Origin of the sequence: Tropicibacter oceani, from assembly GCF_029958925.1 — a bacterium.
GTDB classification, from domain to species: Bacteria; Pseudomonadota; Alphaproteobacteria; order Rhodobacterales; family Rhodobacteraceae; genus Pacificoceanicola; species Pacificoceanicola oceani.
In genome coordinates this window covers 3,521,201-3,539,248 of record NZ_CP124616.1, presented here as the reverse complement: position 1 = coordinate 3,539,248, position 18,048 = coordinate 3,521,201, and the positions used below count along the sequence as shown (strand labels likewise).

Annotated in this window: 10 protein-coding genes and 1 pseudogene; 7 read left to right on the top strand and 4 right to left on the bottom strand. The window is 59.8% G+C overall.

Going from position 1 to position 18,048, the window contains the following annotated elements:
- The first annotated feature begins 35 nt into the window (after nt 1–35).
- The 3 genes from QF118_RS16985 to QF118_RS16975 all read left to right on the top strand — a co-directional run bounded on the left by QF118_RS16985 (nt 36) and on the right by QF118_RS16975 (nt 4,530).
- Complete coding sequence (locus QF118_RS16985; RefSeq protein WP_282300226.1) at nt 36–1,202, top strand: ABC transporter substrate-binding protein; 1,167 nt, start codon at nt 36–38, stop codon at nt 1,200–1,202.
- A gap of 89 nt (nt 1,203–1,291) precedes the next feature.
- Complete coding sequence (locus tag QF118_RS16980; protein WP_282300225.1) at nt 1,292–4,012, top strand: methyl-accepting chemotaxis protein; 2,721 nt, start codon at nt 1,292–1,294, stop codon at nt 4,010–4,012.
- 128 nt (nt 4,013–4,140) lie between these two features.
- Entirely contained in the window at nt 4,141–4,530 is a 390-nt protein-coding gene (locus QF118_RS16975) for a carboxymuconolactone decarboxylase family protein (protein WP_282300224.1), read from the top strand.
- Here the strand turns inward: QF118_RS16975 and QF118_RS16970 are convergent.
- Nucleotides 4,527–5,762 (bottom strand): lytic murein transglycosylase, encoded by a 1,236-nt coding sequence (locus QF118_RS16970; protein ID WP_282300223.1) that lies wholly within the window; start codon nt 5,760–5,762, stop codon nt 4,527–4,529. The genes QF118_RS16975 and QF118_RS16970 overlap by 4 nt on opposite strands.
- Nucleotides 5,763–6,012: 250 nt before the next feature.
- On the opposite strand from QF118_RS16970, the gene QF118_RS16965 reads away from it, so the two are divergent.
- The 3 genes and pseudogenes from QF118_RS16965 to QF118_RS16955 form a co-directional block, all read left to right on the top strand.
- Nucleotides 6,013–7,047: a fatty acid desaturase gene (locus QF118_RS16965; RefSeq protein WP_282300222.1), complete on the top strand. Its 1,035-nt coding sequence runs from the start codon at nt 6,013–6,015 to the stop codon at nt 7,045–7,047.
- Nucleotides 7,048–7,324: 277 nt separating this feature from the next.
- Nucleotides 7,325–9,613 (top strand): arginine/lysine/ornithine decarboxylase, encoded by a 2,289-nt coding sequence (locus tag QF118_RS16960; RefSeq protein ID WP_282300221.1) that lies wholly within the window; start codon nt 7,325–7,327, stop codon nt 9,611–9,613.
- A gap of 327 nt (nt 9,614–9,940) precedes the next feature.
- Nucleotides 9,941–10,722: pseudogene (locus QF118_RS16955) on the top strand (IS3 family transposase); the annotation flags it as partial.
- A gap of 53 nt (nt 10,723–10,775) precedes the next feature.
- Here the strand turns inward: QF118_RS16955 and QF118_RS16950 are convergent.
- The 3 genes from QF118_RS16950 to QF118_RS16940 form a co-directional block, all read right to left on the bottom strand.
- Nucleotides 10,776–11,708, bottom strand: a complete 933-nt coding sequence (locus tag QF118_RS16950; protein WP_282299042.1) for an IS5 family transposase — start codon at nt 11,706–11,708, stop codon at nt 10,776–10,778.
- Between the two features lie 179 nt (nt 11,709–11,887).
- A complete protein-coding gene (locus tag QF118_RS16945; RefSeq protein WP_282300220.1) occupies nt 11,888–14,833 on the bottom strand; it encodes a hypothetical protein in 2,946 nt (981 codons plus the stop codon).
- 148 nt (nt 14,834–14,981) lie between these two features.
- Nucleotides 14,982–17,837, bottom strand: coding sequence for a hypothetical protein (locus QF118_RS16940; RefSeq protein WP_282300219.1), 2,856 nt, complete (start codon nt 17,835–17,837; stop codon nt 14,982–14,984).
- On the opposite strand from QF118_RS16940, the gene QF118_RS16935 reads away from it, so the two are divergent.
- Entirely contained in the window at nt 17,836–18,042 is a 207-nt protein-coding gene (locus QF118_RS16935) for a hypothetical protein (protein ID WP_282300218.1), read from the top strand. The two genes, QF118_RS16940 and QF118_RS16935, sit on opposite strands and share 2 nt — an antisense overlap.
- Nucleotides 18,043–18,048: the final 6 nt, after the last annotated feature.

Below are 18,048 nucleotides of genomic sequence, written 5' to 3'. Positions count from 1 at the left end.
TTGCTCCGATGAACCGGAACGTTTGGAGACCTTTCATGAACTTTGGAACCAGAACCCTTGCGGCGGCGCTGTTGGCCGTCCTTCCCGGACTGTCCCTTGCGGGGCAGGGCGTCACCGACACGCAGGTCAGCTTTGCCCAGGTGGCGGCGCTGGAAGGGCCGGCCGCCGCGCTGGGGCAGGGGATGCGCACCGGCATGATGGCCGCCTTCGCCGAGGCGAATGCCAAGGGCGGGGTGCATGGTCGCCAGATCATTCTGGACAGCCTGGATGACGGCTATGAACCTGATCGGTCGGTCTCGCACGTCAAGTCGGTGATTGCCGGAGACAACCATCTTGGGTTGATCGGTGCGGTGGGCACGCCGACGGCTTCGGCGACCCAACCGGTCGCGACCGAGGCGGGGCTGCCCTTTGTCGGCCCCTTCACCGGCGCCGGGTTCCTGCGCGATGCCAGCCACGGCAACATCTACAACGTGCGCGCCAGCTATTTCGCCGAGACCGAGGCATGGATTGCCTACCTGGTCGATGAACTGGGGATGAAATCGATTGCCTTGCTGTACCAGGACGACGGCTTTGGCCGTGTCGGTCTGGCCGGTGTCACCGAGGCGCTGACAAAGCGCGGCATGACCCTGTCAGCCGAAGGCACCTATACCCGCAACACCGTTGCCGTGAAAAAGGCGCTGCTGGAAATCCGCAAGGCCGAACCCGACGCCGTGGTCATGGTTGGCGCCTACAAGCCGGTTGCCGAATTCATTCGTCTGTCGCGAAAGCTCAAGTTCGATCCGACTTTTGTGAACATCTCGTTCGTGGGGTCCGATGCGCTGGCCAGCGAGCTGGGCGATGACGGCGAAGGGGTGATCATCAGCCAGGTCGTGCCCTTTCCCTGGGACGAAACCCGCCCGGTGGTGGCGCAGTATCACGCCGCGCTCAAGGCTGTCGATGCGGCGGCGGAACCGGGCTTTGTCACACTCGAAGGCTATCTGACCGGCCGCCTGGTGATCAGGGCGCTGGAAGATGCCGGGCAGGCCCTGACGCGCGACAGCTTTCTGGCGGCACTTGCCGCGCTGCGCGATGTCGATTTCGGCGGTGTCGTGATGCGCTTTGGTCCCGGTGACAACCAGGGGATGGACGATGTCTTTTTGACCCGCATCACCCGGGGCGGCGGTTTCGAACCGGTTGCAACGGCAGCAGGAAACGGCGCCTGACGCAGCGCTTTCCCAACTGAAAACCACGGCCGGCCCGCGATTTGGGCCGGTCCGCACAGCGGACTTGAACGGACAGCCCAGGTGTTCCCATGACGGCAGAAAAGCAAACCAAACCCAAACGTTGGCGCCATCCGCTTTCCAGCATAGGGGCCAAGATCACCCTGGTGCTGATTGCCATGGGCGCAGTCTCGGCGATCTGCGGTGTCCTTGTCACGGTGGTGTTCCAAAGCGTTGCGCAGGACATGGATGACCTGACGCAGGACAAGCTGCCCAAACTTGACCTCAGCATCGAATTGATCAACGCCGCGAACAACACCAAGACGGCCATGACATCGGCGTTGCTGGCCGGGGATCTGGACGCGCTTGCCCAAAGCCGGGACGAGGTGGCAAAATCCACGGCGCAATTGAACAGCCTGATCGGGCAGCTGCCCGCCCAGAACCAGGAGGCGTTTCGCTTAGACGCGGACAATGTCGCGACGACCCTTGATGCCCTTCTTTCGGCGCGCAACGCGGTCTTCAAGAACGATGCCTGGATTGAAACTCAGATCAACCAGCTGCAAAGCCTCAGCAGCAGTCTGCAATCGACCCTGACCGAGATCGCCGACAACGCTTACTTCAACCTTGTCATCGGCGGCGAGGAAACGATTGCCACGATTGATGCGACGCTGGCCAGCCTTGTCGAAGAACAATTCGGCGCCCTTCAAGGCCTGCTCGAGGCCCGCGCCGAGGTCAATCTGCTGTCGGGTCTGGCGCTGGCCATCGGCACCACGCGGGACAGCGGGACCCTGGCCATACTGACCGACCTGTCAAAAGCGTCCTCGGTGCGGCTGGAGGGGATCATCGACACGCTTGCCAGCGGCGAGGTCGTGATCATCGACGTGGCTCCTCTGCGCAGCGCCGCCGAGGCCTTCGAGGCGGCCAGCGCCGCCGGGCTGGCGCAGTCCGAAGGCACCCGCAAGGCGGTTCTGCAGGCGCGCCAGATCGCGGACACGGTGCTGTCCACAGCGGTGGATGACATGGTCTTTACCCTGACCATCGCCGCCGATGAGGCCAGCACCGAAAACGGCGTGGCCATCCAAAGCCTGCTGGACAACGAAGGCGGCTTTTTGAACAAGCTGCTGGAAATCAATGGTTGGATCAGCAGTTTCCAGGTGGCGGCGCTGGATGTGGTGTCAGCCCCCGGCATCGCCGAGGCAACGACAGCCGCGGTTCCCCTGTCCAAGGCCGCCGAGGCGCTGGGCGCCTATCTCGATTTCAACGACGGCGTGCTTGCCGAAAATCTTGGGCAGCTTGTCGCCCTGGCGGATGCGGGGCAGGGCCTGCCGGCTTTCAAGATCACCTCGCTGCGGGCCAATGCCTCGGCGGCGGCGGAATCGGCTGCGACCGCGACCGCGGTGCTTCAGATCGCCGATCTTGCGCGCGATCTTGGCCGGTCCAGCCAGACCCGTATGGAGGCGATGGCCGGCAAGGTTTCGACCGAGGTGACGCAGGCGCAACAGCAGATCCGCTGGCTTCTGGTGGCTTCGGGCGTGGTGTTTGTCCTTGCCTTGCTTCTGACCCGTTTCCTTATCCTCAAACCACTGCGCGCGATCAGCATAACGACTGAACGGCTGGCCCGGGGTGAATTGCGCCCGGTCACCGGTTTTGATCGGGCCAGCGACGAGATATTTCGCATCGCGCAGGCCCTGTCGGTCTTTCGCGATGGGCTGGTCGAAAAGCAGGAAATCTCAAAAACGGTCGAGGCCGAGCGGACCGCCCGCATGCAAGAGCAGGAAAAAGCCGTCAAGGCGATCGGCGACGGGTTGGCGCGGCTGTCCCGGGGCGATCTGACTGCGCGCATCGACGAAGACATGTCCGACGGCTACAGGATACTGCGCGATGATTTCAACGCCACGCTGGAAACCCTGACCAAGACCATGTCGGAACTGGTGCTGGCGACAGACAGCATCGCCAACGGGTCGGATGAAATCGGGCGGGCCACTGGTGATCTGTCGCAAAGGACGGAAAACCAGGCCGCGACGCTGGAAGAAACAGCCGCCGCGCTGGATGAATTGACCTCCAGCGTCAGGGCCGCCGCCGAAGGCGCCCGCACCGTCGAGGCCACTGTTCAGCAGGCCCGCGACCAGGCCGAAAACAGCGAGGTCGTCGTCAGGGATGCCGTGGCCGCCATGACCGAGATCGAGGGCAGCTCGGGCGAGATTTCAAAGATCGTCAGCGTGATCGACGACATTGCCTTTCAGACCAATCTGCTGGCGCTGAATGCCGGTGTCGAGGCGGCCCGTGCAGGTGATGCCGGCAAAGGCTTTGCCGTCGTGGCCGCCGAAGTGCGGGCTCTGGCGCAGCGCTCGTCGGAATCCGCGATGGAGATCAAGTCCCGGATCGACAACAGCTCGCACCAGGTAGAGCGCGGGGTTGACCTGGTGGGCAAGGCCGGCGGCGCGCTGCATGCGATCCTTGACCGGATCGGCCAGATTTCACAACTGGTCAGCGATATCGCCCAGGTCGCGGTCGAACAGTCCTCGGGGCTGGACCAGATCAATGTCGGCATGTCCCAACTGGATCGCGTCACGCAGCAGAACGCGGCCATGGTGCAGGAAACCACCTCGGCCAGCGGCGTGTTGCAGGGCAATGCGACGCGGCTGTCCGAACTCGTTGGCCAGTTCAAGACCGGCGATGCGGCCCGCGTGGCGCCGAGACCAAGAGCAAAGGAACAAGCCGTCGTCAAACTGGACAGCTGGACGCCCGAGCCCCCGGCGGCAAAGCCGCTGAAGGTTTCGGGCGGCCCTGCCGAGCATTGGAGCGATTTCTGATCTGATCAAAGCGCAGGCGCGTCAGTGCCTGTGCGCCCACTTGGGTATTGCGCTGCCTCGCCGGGCCTTTCACTACTGTCGCAGGCCCTGCAAAGCGGGGCAGGGGCATGATCTGACAGGGGGGCGCCATGACGGTGTTTGACGAGGACCTTTTTCTCAAGGGGCTTGAGCAGCGCAAATCCACCCTTGGGGCGGAGTATGTGGACGGCAACCTGGCCGCCGCCGATGATTTCACCCGGCCATTCCAACAGGCGATGACCGCCTGGTGCTGGGGCTTTGGCTGGGGCGACGATGTGATCGATGCCAAGACCCGCAGCATGATGAACCTTTCGATGATCGGCGCGCTGGGCAAGATGCAGGAATGGGAACTGCACTGCAAAGGCGCCCTGAACAATGGCGTCACCAAAGAGGAGATTCGCGCGATCATCCATGTCATCGGCATCTATTGCGGCGTGCCGCAGGCGCTGGAATGCTTTCGCGCCGCACGCAAGGTGCTGGAGGCCGAGGGCGCGCTTTAGCGCAAAGCGGATTTCATGCCGGCCTCGGGAAAGCAGGTGGCGGGCTGGCCCTTGGCCTCTTGCCAGCGGCCGATCGAGCGGCGTGTCTTGAAGCCCGGCAGGCCATCCGCGCCGCCGACGTCGTGCCCCATGCGTTCCAGCGCGCGCTGCATCACCGCCACGTCCGAGCGCAGCAGCCCGCCAACCTGGCCCCATCCACGCTGGAAATCGCCCATGCCGTATTGGATCCGGTCCCCGACATGGCCGACGAACAGGGCGTAAAGATCGCTCATGTTATAGTCCTTGAGCACGTAGAAATTGGGCGTGACGACAAAGGCCGGACCATTGCGCCCCGCGGGCATCAACAAAAACCCCTGTCCGCCCAGCTCGGACGCGGGAAAAGCCTTGCCATTGACGCGGGTGATGCCCATCGCCGCCCAGGCGCGGATGGGTTTGCCCTGGTCGGGTCCTTCAAGCGTGCAGGACACCGAGGCAGGCACATCCACCTCGAACCCCCAGTCGCGGCCGGTCTGCCAGCCGTGCCGCGCAAGGTAATTGCCGATCGAGGCAATGGTATCCGCCTCGGACCGCCAGATGTCGGCGCGCCGGTCGCCATCGCCATCCACCGCGTATTTCAGGAAATTCGATGGCATGAACTGGGGTTGTCCCAGCGCTCCGGCCCAGCTGCTTTTCATGGCGCTTTCAGGGGCATGGCCGGCCTGGGCGATCTGCAGTGCCGCGATCAGCTCGTCCGTGAAATAGGCGGCGCGGGTGCTCATGAAGCCCTTGGTCCCCAGCACCTCGAAGACATTGTTGCGGATCGGCACCTGGCCATAGCCGCTTTCGCGCCCCCAGATGCCCAGGATGATCCGTCCGGGCACGCCGGTGGCGCGTTCGGTCGCCGCCAGCGCGGCGGCGTGGCGTTTGGCCATCTGGCGCCCCACCCGCGTCGCCCCGTCGACCGACCCACGGTTGAAGTATTTCCCGGGCGATCCGAATTCCGCCTGCCTTTGCTGACGCGGGCCGCCGGGCTTTGAGCCGGGAGGCACGAGATCGGGCAGATCCCAGTTCAGCGTCACGCCCTTGAAGGCCCCGTCAAAGATCTGGCGCGACACGCCTTTTGACTTTGCGCGCGGCCAGACACTTTGTTCCAGCCAACCCTGAAACTGACGTTCGACCGCTCGGCGATCCTGTGCCGGGGCCACGCCCGGCAGGGCAATCAACAGACACAGCAGAATGGCGCGCAACGACATGGAAACCCCCGAAAAGACCCGTTTTCCCCATGCTAACCCGCTGGCACGCGCTTGTCCCTTGGGCTTTTTGCGGCGGGCGCAACCTTGCCGGTTTGCGGTTCGGGGCCTGATTTGTGGTCCGGCCAGTCGTTAAAATGCGCGGTAAAAATCCTGGAACAGATCGAAAATTCGACATGCGTCTTCAAGTGTCATTTGCGCGGGCGGCGTTATCGTCTATGAAGCCACTCGATAACGAAAAAAAAGCAGGCGCATGTCCGACCATACCGAATCATCCGGGCAGCAGCCCGACGCGCGCGATGCGCGCGAGTGGGTGAAAGTCCTTTCCAAATACCGTGACCCCAATCCGCTGCGCAGCGCCTTTGAGCTGGCCGTGACCTTGGGCCCCTTCCTTTTGCTGTGGGGGCTGGCCTGGTGGTCGATGTCCGTCAGCTATTGGCTGACCCTTGCATTGTCGGTGGTCAACGCTGCCTTTTTGCTGCGTTTGTTCATCATCCAGCACGATTGCGGGCATGGCGCCTATTTCCGCAACCGGACGCTGGGTGACTGGCTGGGCCGCGTGCTGGGCGTGCTGACGCTGACGCCCTATGATGTCTGGAAACGGTCGCATTCGGTGCACCACAGTTCCGCGGGCAACCTGGGGCGGCGCGGCATGGGCGACATCCATACCCTGACCGTGGCAGAATACCAGGCGCTGTCGCCGCGCAGTCGGCTGATGTACCGGCTGTACCGCCATCCCGTCGTGCTGTTTGTTCTGGGGCCGGGCTATCTTTTCTTCTTGCAGAACCGCGTGCCGCTTGGGCTGATGGCGAACGGCAAATACTGGGTCAGCGCCATGTCGACCAATGCCGCGATCCTCGCGGGGCTTGCGCTGGTCGTCTATTTCGGCGGGCTTGCCCCCTTGCTGCTGATCTTCCTGCCTTCGACCTTGCTGGCCGCGACGGCCGGGGTCTGGCTGTTCTATGTCCAGCACCAGTTCGAAACCACCCTTTGGGACCAGGAACAAGACTGGCAATTGCACGACGCGGCGCTGCACGGCAGTTCGCACTATGTGTTGCCGCGGGTCCTGCAATGGCTGAGCGGGAACATCGGCATTCACCATGTGCACCACCTGCACAGTCGCATTCCCTTTTACCGCCTGCCCGAAGTGCTGCGCGACCACGCGAAGCTGGCCGAGGGCAACCGGATGACCATCCGCGAAAGCCTTGCCAATGCGCGCCTGCACCTGTGGGATGAAAAATCCCGGCGTCTGCTGTCCTTTGCGCAGGCCAAGGCGTTGCTGGGCTAGACCCGCAATGCCTGCGCCGCGCCTCGCGATGGGCGCGGCCTGGCGCTTTGGCGCGCCTGTGCGGTCCATTGTGCCCACTCGCTGTTTCCCCCATTCCCGGAATGCCGTTATAGTGACGATACGCCCCGCCGCGCGCGGGGCGACGCTTGACGCCGGACCATTCAAAGGGAAGAAACGCGCATGAAGCCCATCGAATGGTTGCCCCGCCCATGAGCCCGCACCGCAAAGGCCAGGCCGGATCTTTCCCCACCGCTGTTTTCCCCTCAGGAGGAATCACATGAAGTTTCGCTTCCCCATTGTCATCATCGACGAGGATTTCCGCTCCGAGAACTCATCGGGTCTGGGCATCCGGGCCATGGCGGAAGCCATCGAGAAAGAAGGCTTTGAGGTCCTGGGGGTCACCAGCTATGGCGACCTGTCGCAATTCGCCCAGCAGCAATCGCGCGCCAGCGCCTTTGTCCTGTCGATCGACGACGAAGAATTCAGCCCCGGCCCCGATCTTGATCCGGCGGTGGTGAACCTGCGCAACTTCATCGAGGAAGTGCGCTGGAAAAACGCCGATGTGCCGATCTATGTCTACGGCGAAACCAAGACCAGCCGCCATTTGCCAAACGACATCCTGCGCGAACTGCACGGTTTCATCCACATGTTCGAGGATACGCCGGAATTCGTCGCCCGCCACATCATCCGCGAGGCCAAGACCTATCTCGAAGGCATCCAGCCGCCGTTCTTCAAGGCGCTTCTGGATTACGCCGAAGACGGATCGTATTCGTGGCATTGCCCCGGCCATTCCGGCGGCGTCGCCTTTCTGAAATCGCCCATCGGCCAGATGTACCACCAGTTCTACGGTGAAAACATGCTGCGCGCCGATGTCTGCAACGCGGTCGAGGAACTGGGCCAGCTGCTGGACCACAACGGCGCAATCGGCGCGTCCGAACGCAACGCCGCGCGCATCTTCAACGCCGATCACTGCTTTTTCGTGACCAACGGCACGTCGACGTCGAACAAGATGGTCTGGCACCACACCGTCGCGCCCGGCGACGTGGTGATCGTCGACCGGAACTGCCACAAATCCATCCTGCACAGCATCATCATGACCGGCGCGATCCCGGTTTTCCTCAAGCCGACGCGCAACCATTGGGGCATCATCGGCCCGATCCAGCGCAGCGAGTTCGAGATCGAGACGATCAAGGCCAAGATCCGCGCCAACCCGCTGCTGGCGGACGTCGATCCCGACACGGTCAAGCCGCGCATCCTGACCATCACGCAGTCGACCTATGACGGGGTGCTCTACAACACCGAAACCATCAAGGACACGCTGGATGGCTGGGTCGAAAACCTGCACTTCGACGAAGCCTGGATTCCCCACGCGGCCTTTCATCCGTTTTACGGCACCTTCCACGCCATGGGCCGCAAGCGCGAGCGCACGGACCATTCCGTCGTTTACGCGACCCAATCCGTGCACAAGCTGCTGGCCGGCATCAGCCAGGCCAGCCACGTTCTGGTGCAGGAATCCAAGGACACCAAGCTGGACAGACACCTGTTCAACGAAGCCTACCTGATGCACACCTCGACCAGCCCCCAGTATTCGATCATCGCCAGCTGCGACGTGGCGGCCGCGATGATGGAACCCCCCGGCGGCACCGCCCTGGTCGAAGAAAGCATCAGCGAAAGCCTCGATTTCCGCCGTGCCATGCGCAAGGTCGACGAAGAGTTCGGCAACGACTGGTGGTTCCAGGTCTGGGGCCCCGAAGAGCTGGCCGACGAGGGCATAGGCCGCACCAAGGACTGGGTGCTCAAACGCACCGACGCCGAGGGTGTGCAGCAATCGGACGGCGAAGACAGCTGGCACGGCTTTGGCGACATGGCCAGCGGCTTCAACATGCTGGACCCGATCAAGGCGACCATCATCACCCCCGGTCTGAACATCGACGGCCGCTTCGAGGAAAACGGCATTCCCGCCTCGATCGTGACCAAATACCTGGCCGAACATGGCGTGGTGGTCGAAAAGACCGGGCTTTACAGTTTCTTCATCCTGTTCACGATCGGCATCACCAAGGGCCGCTGGAACACGCTTTTGACCGCGCTTCAGCAGTTCAAGGACGATTACGACAAGAACCAGCCGATGTGGCGCACCATGCCGGATTTCTGCGCCAAGCAGCCGCGCTATGAACGCATGGGCCTGCGCGACCTGTGCCAGCACGTGCACGCGATGTACGCCAAATACGACGTGGCGCGCCTGTCGACGGAAATGTACCTGTCGGATCTGACCCCGGCCATGACCCCGACCGACGCCTATTCCGCGATCGCACAGCGCACCACGCAGCGGGTGCCGATCGACGATCTCGAAGGGCGGATCACCACCAGCCTGGTCACCCCCTATCCGCCGGGCATCCCGCTGCTGATCCCGGGCGAGGTCTTCAACCGCAAGATCGTCGAATACCTCAAGTTCAACCGCGCCTTTGCCCGCGAATGCCCGGGCTTCGAAACCGACATCCACGGCCTGGTTCAGGAAGCGGACGAAGACGGCATGATGCAATACTACGCCGACTGCGTGGCCAACTGAGCGCCCGGCCGGTGGCGGCCAGGCGATGACAAACTGAAAAGGACCGCCGGACCGCACCCGGCGGTCCTTTTTGCGCGGGTCACGTTCCGAAACACCCCTCGACCATTTTCCTTAGGATCAATGCGTATCGGCCGGTCGGCCAGACCGAAACAAGCACCCGCTGCCAGGGAAACGCGATGAGCGCCCTCGTCAGGGAAAGGTCAGTTTTCCTTAGCGGTTGTTCGCGCTGTCCTTGACCTAGCGCTCAAGCCGCCACTCAGAACTGACCTGCTCCGCTGAAAAGTCCGCGATTTGGGGTTAGTCTGTTCCTATCAAAGGAGACAGACGATGAAGCGATCCAGGTTCACGGCAGAACAGATCATCGGCGTTTTGAAGGAGCATCAGGCGGGGCTTGGTGCGAAAGATTTGTGCCGTAAACACGGCGTCAGTGATGCGACCATTTATAAATGGCGGTCCAAGTATGGCGGCATGGAAGTGTCGGATGCGAAGAAGCTGAAGGCGCTGGAGGCCGAGAATGCCAAGCTCAAGAAGTTGCTGGCCGAACAGATGATGGACGTGTCTACGCTGAAGGAGATGCTGGGAAAAAACTTCTGAGGCCCGGTGCGCGGCGTCGCGCCGTGGATTGGGCCATGACACAGAAGGGATACCGGCAGCGGCGGGCCTGCGATTTGGCAGGGATCGACCCGCGTGTGTATCGACGACCGCCAACGCGATCGGAGGACATCAAATTACGGGCGCGACTGAAGGATCTGTCGTCAGAGGGGCGGCGCTTCGGCTATCGGCGGCTGCACCTTCTGCTCCGGCGCGAGGGCTGGCAGGTGAACTGGAAGAAGCTGTACCGCATCTACAAAGATGAGGGCCTCACCGTGCGTAAACGTGGTGACCGAAAGCGGGCCTTGGGCACCAGAGCGCCGATTGCGATCCCGCAGGGGCCGAACTAGCGCTGGAGCCTCGACTTCGTGTCCGACAGCCTATCGTGCGGTCGTCGGTTCCGCATCCTGACCGTAATCGACGACTTCACCCGGGAATGTCTGGCGGCCGTCGTCGACACTTCATTGTCGGGCATCCGCGTTTCCCGCGAGTTGGATCGGATTGCCGAGATGCGGGGGGCTCTGTTGCACAAATCGGCTGAACGCCGAGTTTCCCCTTTCCCCGGGCGGACTTATCCTACGACTTCCGTGACGGGCATGCCGAGCGCGGTGTAGCCGTTCAGGACGGCAATGCGGACCTGGAGTTCCGCGACCTGGCGGTCGAAGTCCCGCGCCATGAGCCGCTGGCCCAGCAACTTCATACAATGCATTTTTGTCTCGACGCGGCTTCGGCGGTGGTATCCGCTCCATCGTCGCCAGAGTGCGCGGCCCAGGTATTTCGCCGCGCGCAAGGCCTCGTTTCGCGCCACGGCTCCGGCGGTGATCGTCTTCCAGGGCTTCGCGTTTTTGCGGGGCGGGATGACGGCATGGGCGCCGCGATCTGCAATCGCATCGTGGCATTTGCGCGTGTCGTAGGCGCCATCAGCCGTGACGCTACCGATTTCCTGGTCCTGCGGGATTTGGTCGAGAAGGTCGGGTAGGATCGGCGCATCACCGATGTGGCTCCCGGTGATTTCGACGGCCCGAACCTCCAGCGTTTCCTCATCAATCCCCAAGTGGATCTTGCGCCAGACGCGGCGTTTAGGGCCGCCATGCTTGCGGGCGTGCCACTCGCCTTCGCCCTCGACCTTGATCCCGGTGCTGTCTATCAACAGGTGCAACGGCCCCTTGGAGCCGCGGTATGGGATGTTGACGGCCAAGGTCTTCTGGCGGCGAGATAGCGTGCTGAAGTCGGGCACCGTCCAGTTCAGACCGACCAGCTGCAGCAGGCTCTCGACGAACCCGGTCGTCTGCCGGAGCGCCATGCCGAACAGCACTTTCATCGAGAGGCACGTCTGTATGGCGGCGTCGCTATAGCTCTGCTGGCGGCCACGCCTGCCTGTCGGCACGGCATCCCAGATCATCTCAGGGTCGAACCAGATCGTCAGCGAGCCCCGGCGCTTGAGCGCTTCATTGTAGGCTGGCCAGTTTCTGGTCTTGTAGGTCGGGGGTATGGGTCTGCTCATGCATCCCAGCTACCACGCTGGATTCACGAGATGAATCCCTCACGCGATTTGTGCAACAGAGCCGCGCACATTGCGAAACGCACTCCTCATCATGAGATGGGGAACACCTTGCAGCCGAAGACATCAACGGAAACGTGTGGCAGAGACCGCGCTTAGCGTAAAGCAAGGTGCCTGTTAAGCTATTTCAAGAAGGCGACCAGGGCCGTTTTGAAACTAGCGTCTTCCTCTTCATTGAAAATGTCGATGACATCGCTCCAGAACGCCGCCGGCGCCTTTCCGGAATGTTTAGCTGTAAAACGGGTTTCTTCGAACAAGGCTCGAATAAAACGACGAAATAATTTCCCCTTTGCGTCGTTTGGACTGATCCCGAGTGCTGATAGCCACACCAGTTCAAGTGTTTCGACTGCCGTGCCAGGATTAGCCCTAAGATCGGCCGTTTCTGCCGCTGATAGTCCCGCTTTTGCTATTCGATCAAAAATGACTTTCAAAGCTTGCAGATCGATCGGCTCTGCTAGTTCCGTATTTTTGCCATTGTACAAAAGCGGGGCCATAATGATGACGGACCGGTCGTCTGTACCGGAAGCTTCCTTGATGTGATGGTTAAGAACCACAAGTTGCACTGCTGCGATGTTGATCAGCGCGACCCAGTTGGTGTGGAATGGAGACGAACCCAAGAACCCCGTCAGTGCGCTGGGGAGCGGTTGATTCAATTGGGTATTGAACAGCGCTTTGAGACGGGGAACATTTTCAGGCTCGATCAGCGCAAGATCGCCTGTCAAAACCCGGACATATTTCTCTAGAGACTTTGCAAAGCTCAACGCTTCTTGCGGCGTCTTGCTGCCTAAAGCATCCAGGATACTCTGGTAGTTCTGCCCTGATGGCGAGATCAGAAAATTGCGGATTTCTTTGTGCTGTGCTTTAAATTCCCAAAAGTAGCGAACAAGGTCGCTACTTGGGATAAAAGTTTTTTTCAGTGCGTCAATGACGATGTTTTGGGCCGCCGAGTGACCATTTCCAGTCATCTTGCGACGCAGGTCGCGGATCTGTGAGATGACCGCTTCGTCCAGCCCGACAATTGCAAAGGGGAAACCATCGCCACGCGACGGCTTGGCCCACATGGCGCCACCCCGTCGGTTCAGGTCGCCCGGATCAAGAGACAGGACGACGTTCATTTTTTCTGCGTCGCTGAATGGCCCCGGGTGCAGTGCGTTATCGGCTGCTTCAAGACTTTTTGCGGACCACCAATGCGCTGGATCGAGTGCGACTGTCTTATCCGAGACGCGGAAACCATGTATCGAACCATCCAGAAACGTCTGGCCATTGTTCGGGACACGCCAGTCCGTTGCCATTCTCAGCGACTGGCCCTTAGTTGCCTGAGGGGAACTTACCAAGGCACCGATGTGAGGATTTGCGATCGCACGGCGGTGATACGGAAACAACTGCGAACCAAGTGCTTTCGGCGCCGGACCGCTTGGGCCAGCGACGTTTGGCTGCCGGGTCCCGGTTTGCATTTTTTCCATCATTTTCTGGGTTTGGATCGCCATGCTCACCCTATGGGCGGCGAGCTCGAAAAGCGGCGCAAGTGTTTGTCGCGCACTGTTGTCGTCGTCTCCGATAAAGTGGTGCGTTGCTCCAAGGTTCACAAAGGCTTGCGTCCCCAATTCGATGACCGCATTCGGTGTGACCAGATCTACTGGCACCTCTCGGTCTGCCACTGAAAACAGGTGGAAGACATCGAAATGATCTGGTGTCATGGAAAGGGTGTCCAGTCGTAAATCGCGCAAGAATGGCTTTGATTCAAGCACCGCTTCGACGATGCGGGTAGCGATGGCCATCTGGTAGTTTTCGAACGATTCCTTTTGCGCTGGCGTTTTTACCTCGAGAAGGAAAAAGCTTCTCAGAACCATTCCTGCCGCGTATTTCTCCCAGGTTATTCCATTCTCCTGAAACCTTTTGCGCAACCTGCCTCTGAATAATTCGTAGATATCGCGATATCGTAGGATTTCCATTGCAAGTTGGCTGGTGACCTCGGGCGGCAGGAAGTCGGGGTCTCCCTGAATGGCCTGGTTTTGCATCAAGGCAAGGGCCCAGGACGCCAGTCGTTCTGAAAACAGGCCGATGACCGAAAACAGGCTGTGAATGGTGGTGTCATCGGTGGTGGCCTGACTGAACGGCGTGTGACGGCTTAGACTTTTCAGTTCTGGGTGGCCGGCAAGCCAGCGGCGCAAATGAAAATGGGCAATCCCAATGCCTAGCGTCGAGTGGGCGATTTTTCTGGCAATGTCCTTTGTGGGCGGGGCAAAGCTTGTCGCCTCTACCGGCGTGTCAAAGTGCTTGAGGTGGATCAGCCATCTTTGTTCGGTATTCGCCTTGCGAATGTTGCCTTCCCGGTCTGTCTTGTGCTCCGCTCCAAAGCGACCGCGTTCGTGCGGTTCGATCTCTATCGACAGGAAGGTCTTCGAGCGATCCGACTTGCCCTTCTCTGGGGCAGTCCGGTCATCAGGATTGGACAGGTCGATGTTTGAATTCAGCTCTACTGCTGGATCCAGTGTTTTTGTTTCGCCGATCCGTATCAGGCGTTTTCCTGCGTCAGACGCCTTCGTGTAGAACATTCGTGGCAATGGTTTTTGCTGCGCGGCAAGGTCAGAGATTGCGGTGGCAGCATTGATCGGAATAGACCTGAACTTGAGGTCAGACGAAGGCAGTGTCGGAGGAGGATCGGCGAAAACGAGACACAGATCGGTATGGTCCTCCGATTGGGGGTCCAAGTGGACTGTAACCGGCTCAGCACCGGCAAGGTCTCCCAGCGGCACGCAGTACAGTTCCTGTTTCGCCTCGAGGTCATTGATTGTACAAAAAACGATCTCACAGATCGAGCTGTCAGGAAGCTGGCTGGCGCAGCCAAGGAAGTTGTTTTCCTTGTCTCGTATCTCGAACAGATCGATCCCTGCCGTCCGGTCTGAAATGGGTCCTGTCGGGGCGTTGGGGGTAAGAAAGCTGACTTGGTCAACGATCAATTTCAATATGGGGTTGGTGCGGAAATCGTCCCGGTCCCATAAAACGATGAGGTTTTCGACTAATTCGAAGAAAGCGCTATTGCTGTTGCCTTTTCCCCGATCAGCCATTCTGACAAGCGTCTTTCCACCATTTCGATACTCCGTCTAGGTTATATGCGCGCGCATGTCGGCCATTAGAACAATTGAGCAGCGCAGCAGCTTCGGAAACACTGCGGCATCAACATTTTTGCAACATCTAAAGCGGTAAATGCCGTCGCTATCCGCCAGAACGGTGCTTTGGCGGGGTTCGCAGGTGATCGGCCTCCATCGGGTCGGAAGGCGCGGCCTCCGTTTGGCTTTCAGCGGATGATGGCTCGGCTGAGGTGGGGCTTTCGGCGTTGATCGGTGCAGCCGGGGCAGGATCGTGATTGTGCGCCGGTTTCGGCGCCCCAAAGTTGGGGGGAGGAGCGTCGGTGTTGACGGTAGAAGACGGATTGGCTTGCCCAAGGTAAAGGCGCCGCCGAACTTCTTCGAACATGGCCTTCTCTTCTTGTTCCTCCTCGCGCAAGCGGTGCGACTCTTCCATGTCGGTGATTTGTGCACCAATCGCGCCGGACGGTGATGCAGCGGGACCTTTGAAAGCGATTTCGTACATCATCTTTATCACTGATTGGCTGATGCCTTCACGCATTCCCTTTTCGGCGTTCGAGCCGCGTGGCGGCACAAAGCTTACTTCCTTCAGGTAGCCTAGGGGAATTGCCGTCATGATCGCATTCACCAGGTCCTTGTCTTCCGGCCTGATGGTTTCGCGGTTCAATGTATTGCGAAACAGGGCTTCGTGCAGCTCACCTTCGGTTTGACTGGTCTTCGTGTCCAGCCGCCGCGCTTCTACGTAGCGTAAGAATCGTCGCAGTCCGGTTTCAACCGTCCCGTCCCCGGAAAAATTGCGGGCAAAGGCGCATATGGAGGCTTGGACTTCGTCCGGCATCGGTTTCAGCGGGTTGCCGTAAAGCGAGGAGTTCGCGCTTAGCGCCGCGAGAAAACCGACAACGAGGATCAGCATGTCGATCGTAATCGCGCCAATGGCGGCACCTTTGGCATTGTCCGCCCCGCGGCGAAAGTCTGCGACAGAGCGGCGAATATCGGTTTCGTCGCTCAGATAGACGCTTTCCAGTTCTGTCAGGTCTGAGATCATCTGACGCACGTCATCTTGACCTCGGTTCGCGATGTTAAGACAACTCCGGGTCTTTCCAGTCAAAAGGCGCAGTTCGGTCTGGTTTGGGGGCGCCGAGCGCGGAGCCGCTCCCGTATCCGCTGTGGTTGTGCACCCACTTTCCACAAAGAGCGCCTTTGCGGCGGCTATGTCAGTACCGCGTTGCGCAATGCTGGACAATCGTGGCGGTTGGCAATTCAGCGAGGCGGCCAGTTCCGCATTTGCACGAACCAGTGATTGCCGCACTGCGTTGCATTCGGCGGTCCATGCCGCCAGCGTGTCATTGTTGGGATCGTTCCTGAAGCTTGTCAGTCGGGATACCAGTTCATCCAACGATGCTGGGCCTGCCGCCCCCAACGAAGAAGCACCGCCATCCAGTGAAAAACGAGCTCGTAGCGCTTCACGCTCGGTGTCGAAACGCTGCTTGATCTCAGTGATTTCCTGTAGGGCAGCGGAATTTCCCTGCGCGTCGACATCGACGGCCTGTTGCGCCAGTTGCAAGGAAATTTCCAACGCCGTTTTTTGTTCGCCAAGCGCTACAAGTTCGGCGGCGGTGGTTGCAAGTTGCGCTTCCAGTTGTTGGATTTCCCCGGCAACTTTGGCCTTGCTAAGAAAAAGTTGGCCTGACACTGTGCCCGGCCGGGTCGCCGGGTCAAAGTTCGGGGGGTTTGCAACACCCGATGACTGTTCGCAATGCGGCGGGCCTTTGAAACCGGTCTCTTCACATTTTAATTTGGCATCCAAAACGGCGATTTCATCACGCTTGGCTTGTAGCTCGGTGGTGATCTCGTCGCTCTGCGCCGTCAGCCCGGTAATCTGTGGTTCGAGTGAGCGTATATCCTGCGCGATTGCGACACCGGCGGTGCTTCGGTTGGTGACTTTCTTGATTTCGTCTGCTTCTTCCTGGTCCAACTCTGCCAGCGCGTCGTTTAGGGCGTCACGACGGGTTTTCGCGGCCGTTGCGCCGGCGGTTTGCTGCTGTAGCAACTGCGCTGACACGGTGTCACGTTCTGCTTGCAAGGTGTCCACTGCCAACTCGGCTTCACGCAAGGCGGAACGGTTTTCCGGGGTTTCCAGCAAGGCCAGAGGCGCGTCACCAAGGGAGCGGCCTGCGTCGTTCAGCATGCCGATGGTTATCTCCTCGATAATCGAAGCGCGGCGCTGAGCAATATCTTCGTCGTCCTGCACCAGCTTGTAATAACTGTCGAAGGAAAAAAGAGAGGAGATGAACAGAGTCACCGCGTATACGGCAAGCAGGAAACCGGTGGTGACAAATCCCCAGAGGTTCCTGATCACGCCTACTGCGATCAATGCCAGAATGGCAAGAGAGAGTGGCAAAAGACCAACCCACCGCGGTGCGATATCGCCGCCGACAGCAAGGTCCATGAAGAACGATCCGATGTCGGCAATCGAAATCTGGAGAAAAACCATGAAGGCAACGCCCATGAGAAGCATCGCGAAGCCGATCATGGTCGCCTTGCCCCAACCTATGGCGTCTCTTTTCTTTACTCCGGTGATTCCGAACTGGAAACGGTCGTCATAAGTGGGTCTGAGGCGCACCAGTTGTTCGCCCAGTTTCAAGGCGATATACAGCATGATGATCTGAATTCCGAAAGTCGTCCCAAGGCTGATAAACCAGCCGACCATATATTCTCCAAAGCTGCTGTTCTGCTGAGAGGCGAAGTCTGCCATGCCGAACATTGTTGTGGAAAAAGAAACGGCTGAAAGCGTTACGGCCCCGACAAGAATCCATGCAAGAGTACCATCGGATCCGCCGGATTTCATGGCTTGATCGGACAACATGCGGCGACCAAGGAAGAAAGCCCCGACACAGATTACAAAAAGCCCTATGACCTGAGGGAAAAACTCGGCTGGTTTATCCCCAAGTGAGCTTCTGAATAAATAAATGGACACAATCATGACAACCGATATGGTGATCAGTATTGCTGTTGAATATCGATCCAAGGTTCCAGGTCTGAACATGCGCGATTCCCACCATTCGTTCGACACGATACCATATCTGCACGGACTGCGCCCAAAAATTCGTTATGAGGAACTGAAGCACATGGGTATCCGTATGGAAATTAAGAGGTTTTGGGTTTCCTTGCCAGTTGTGAGAGGCTGATGGGGC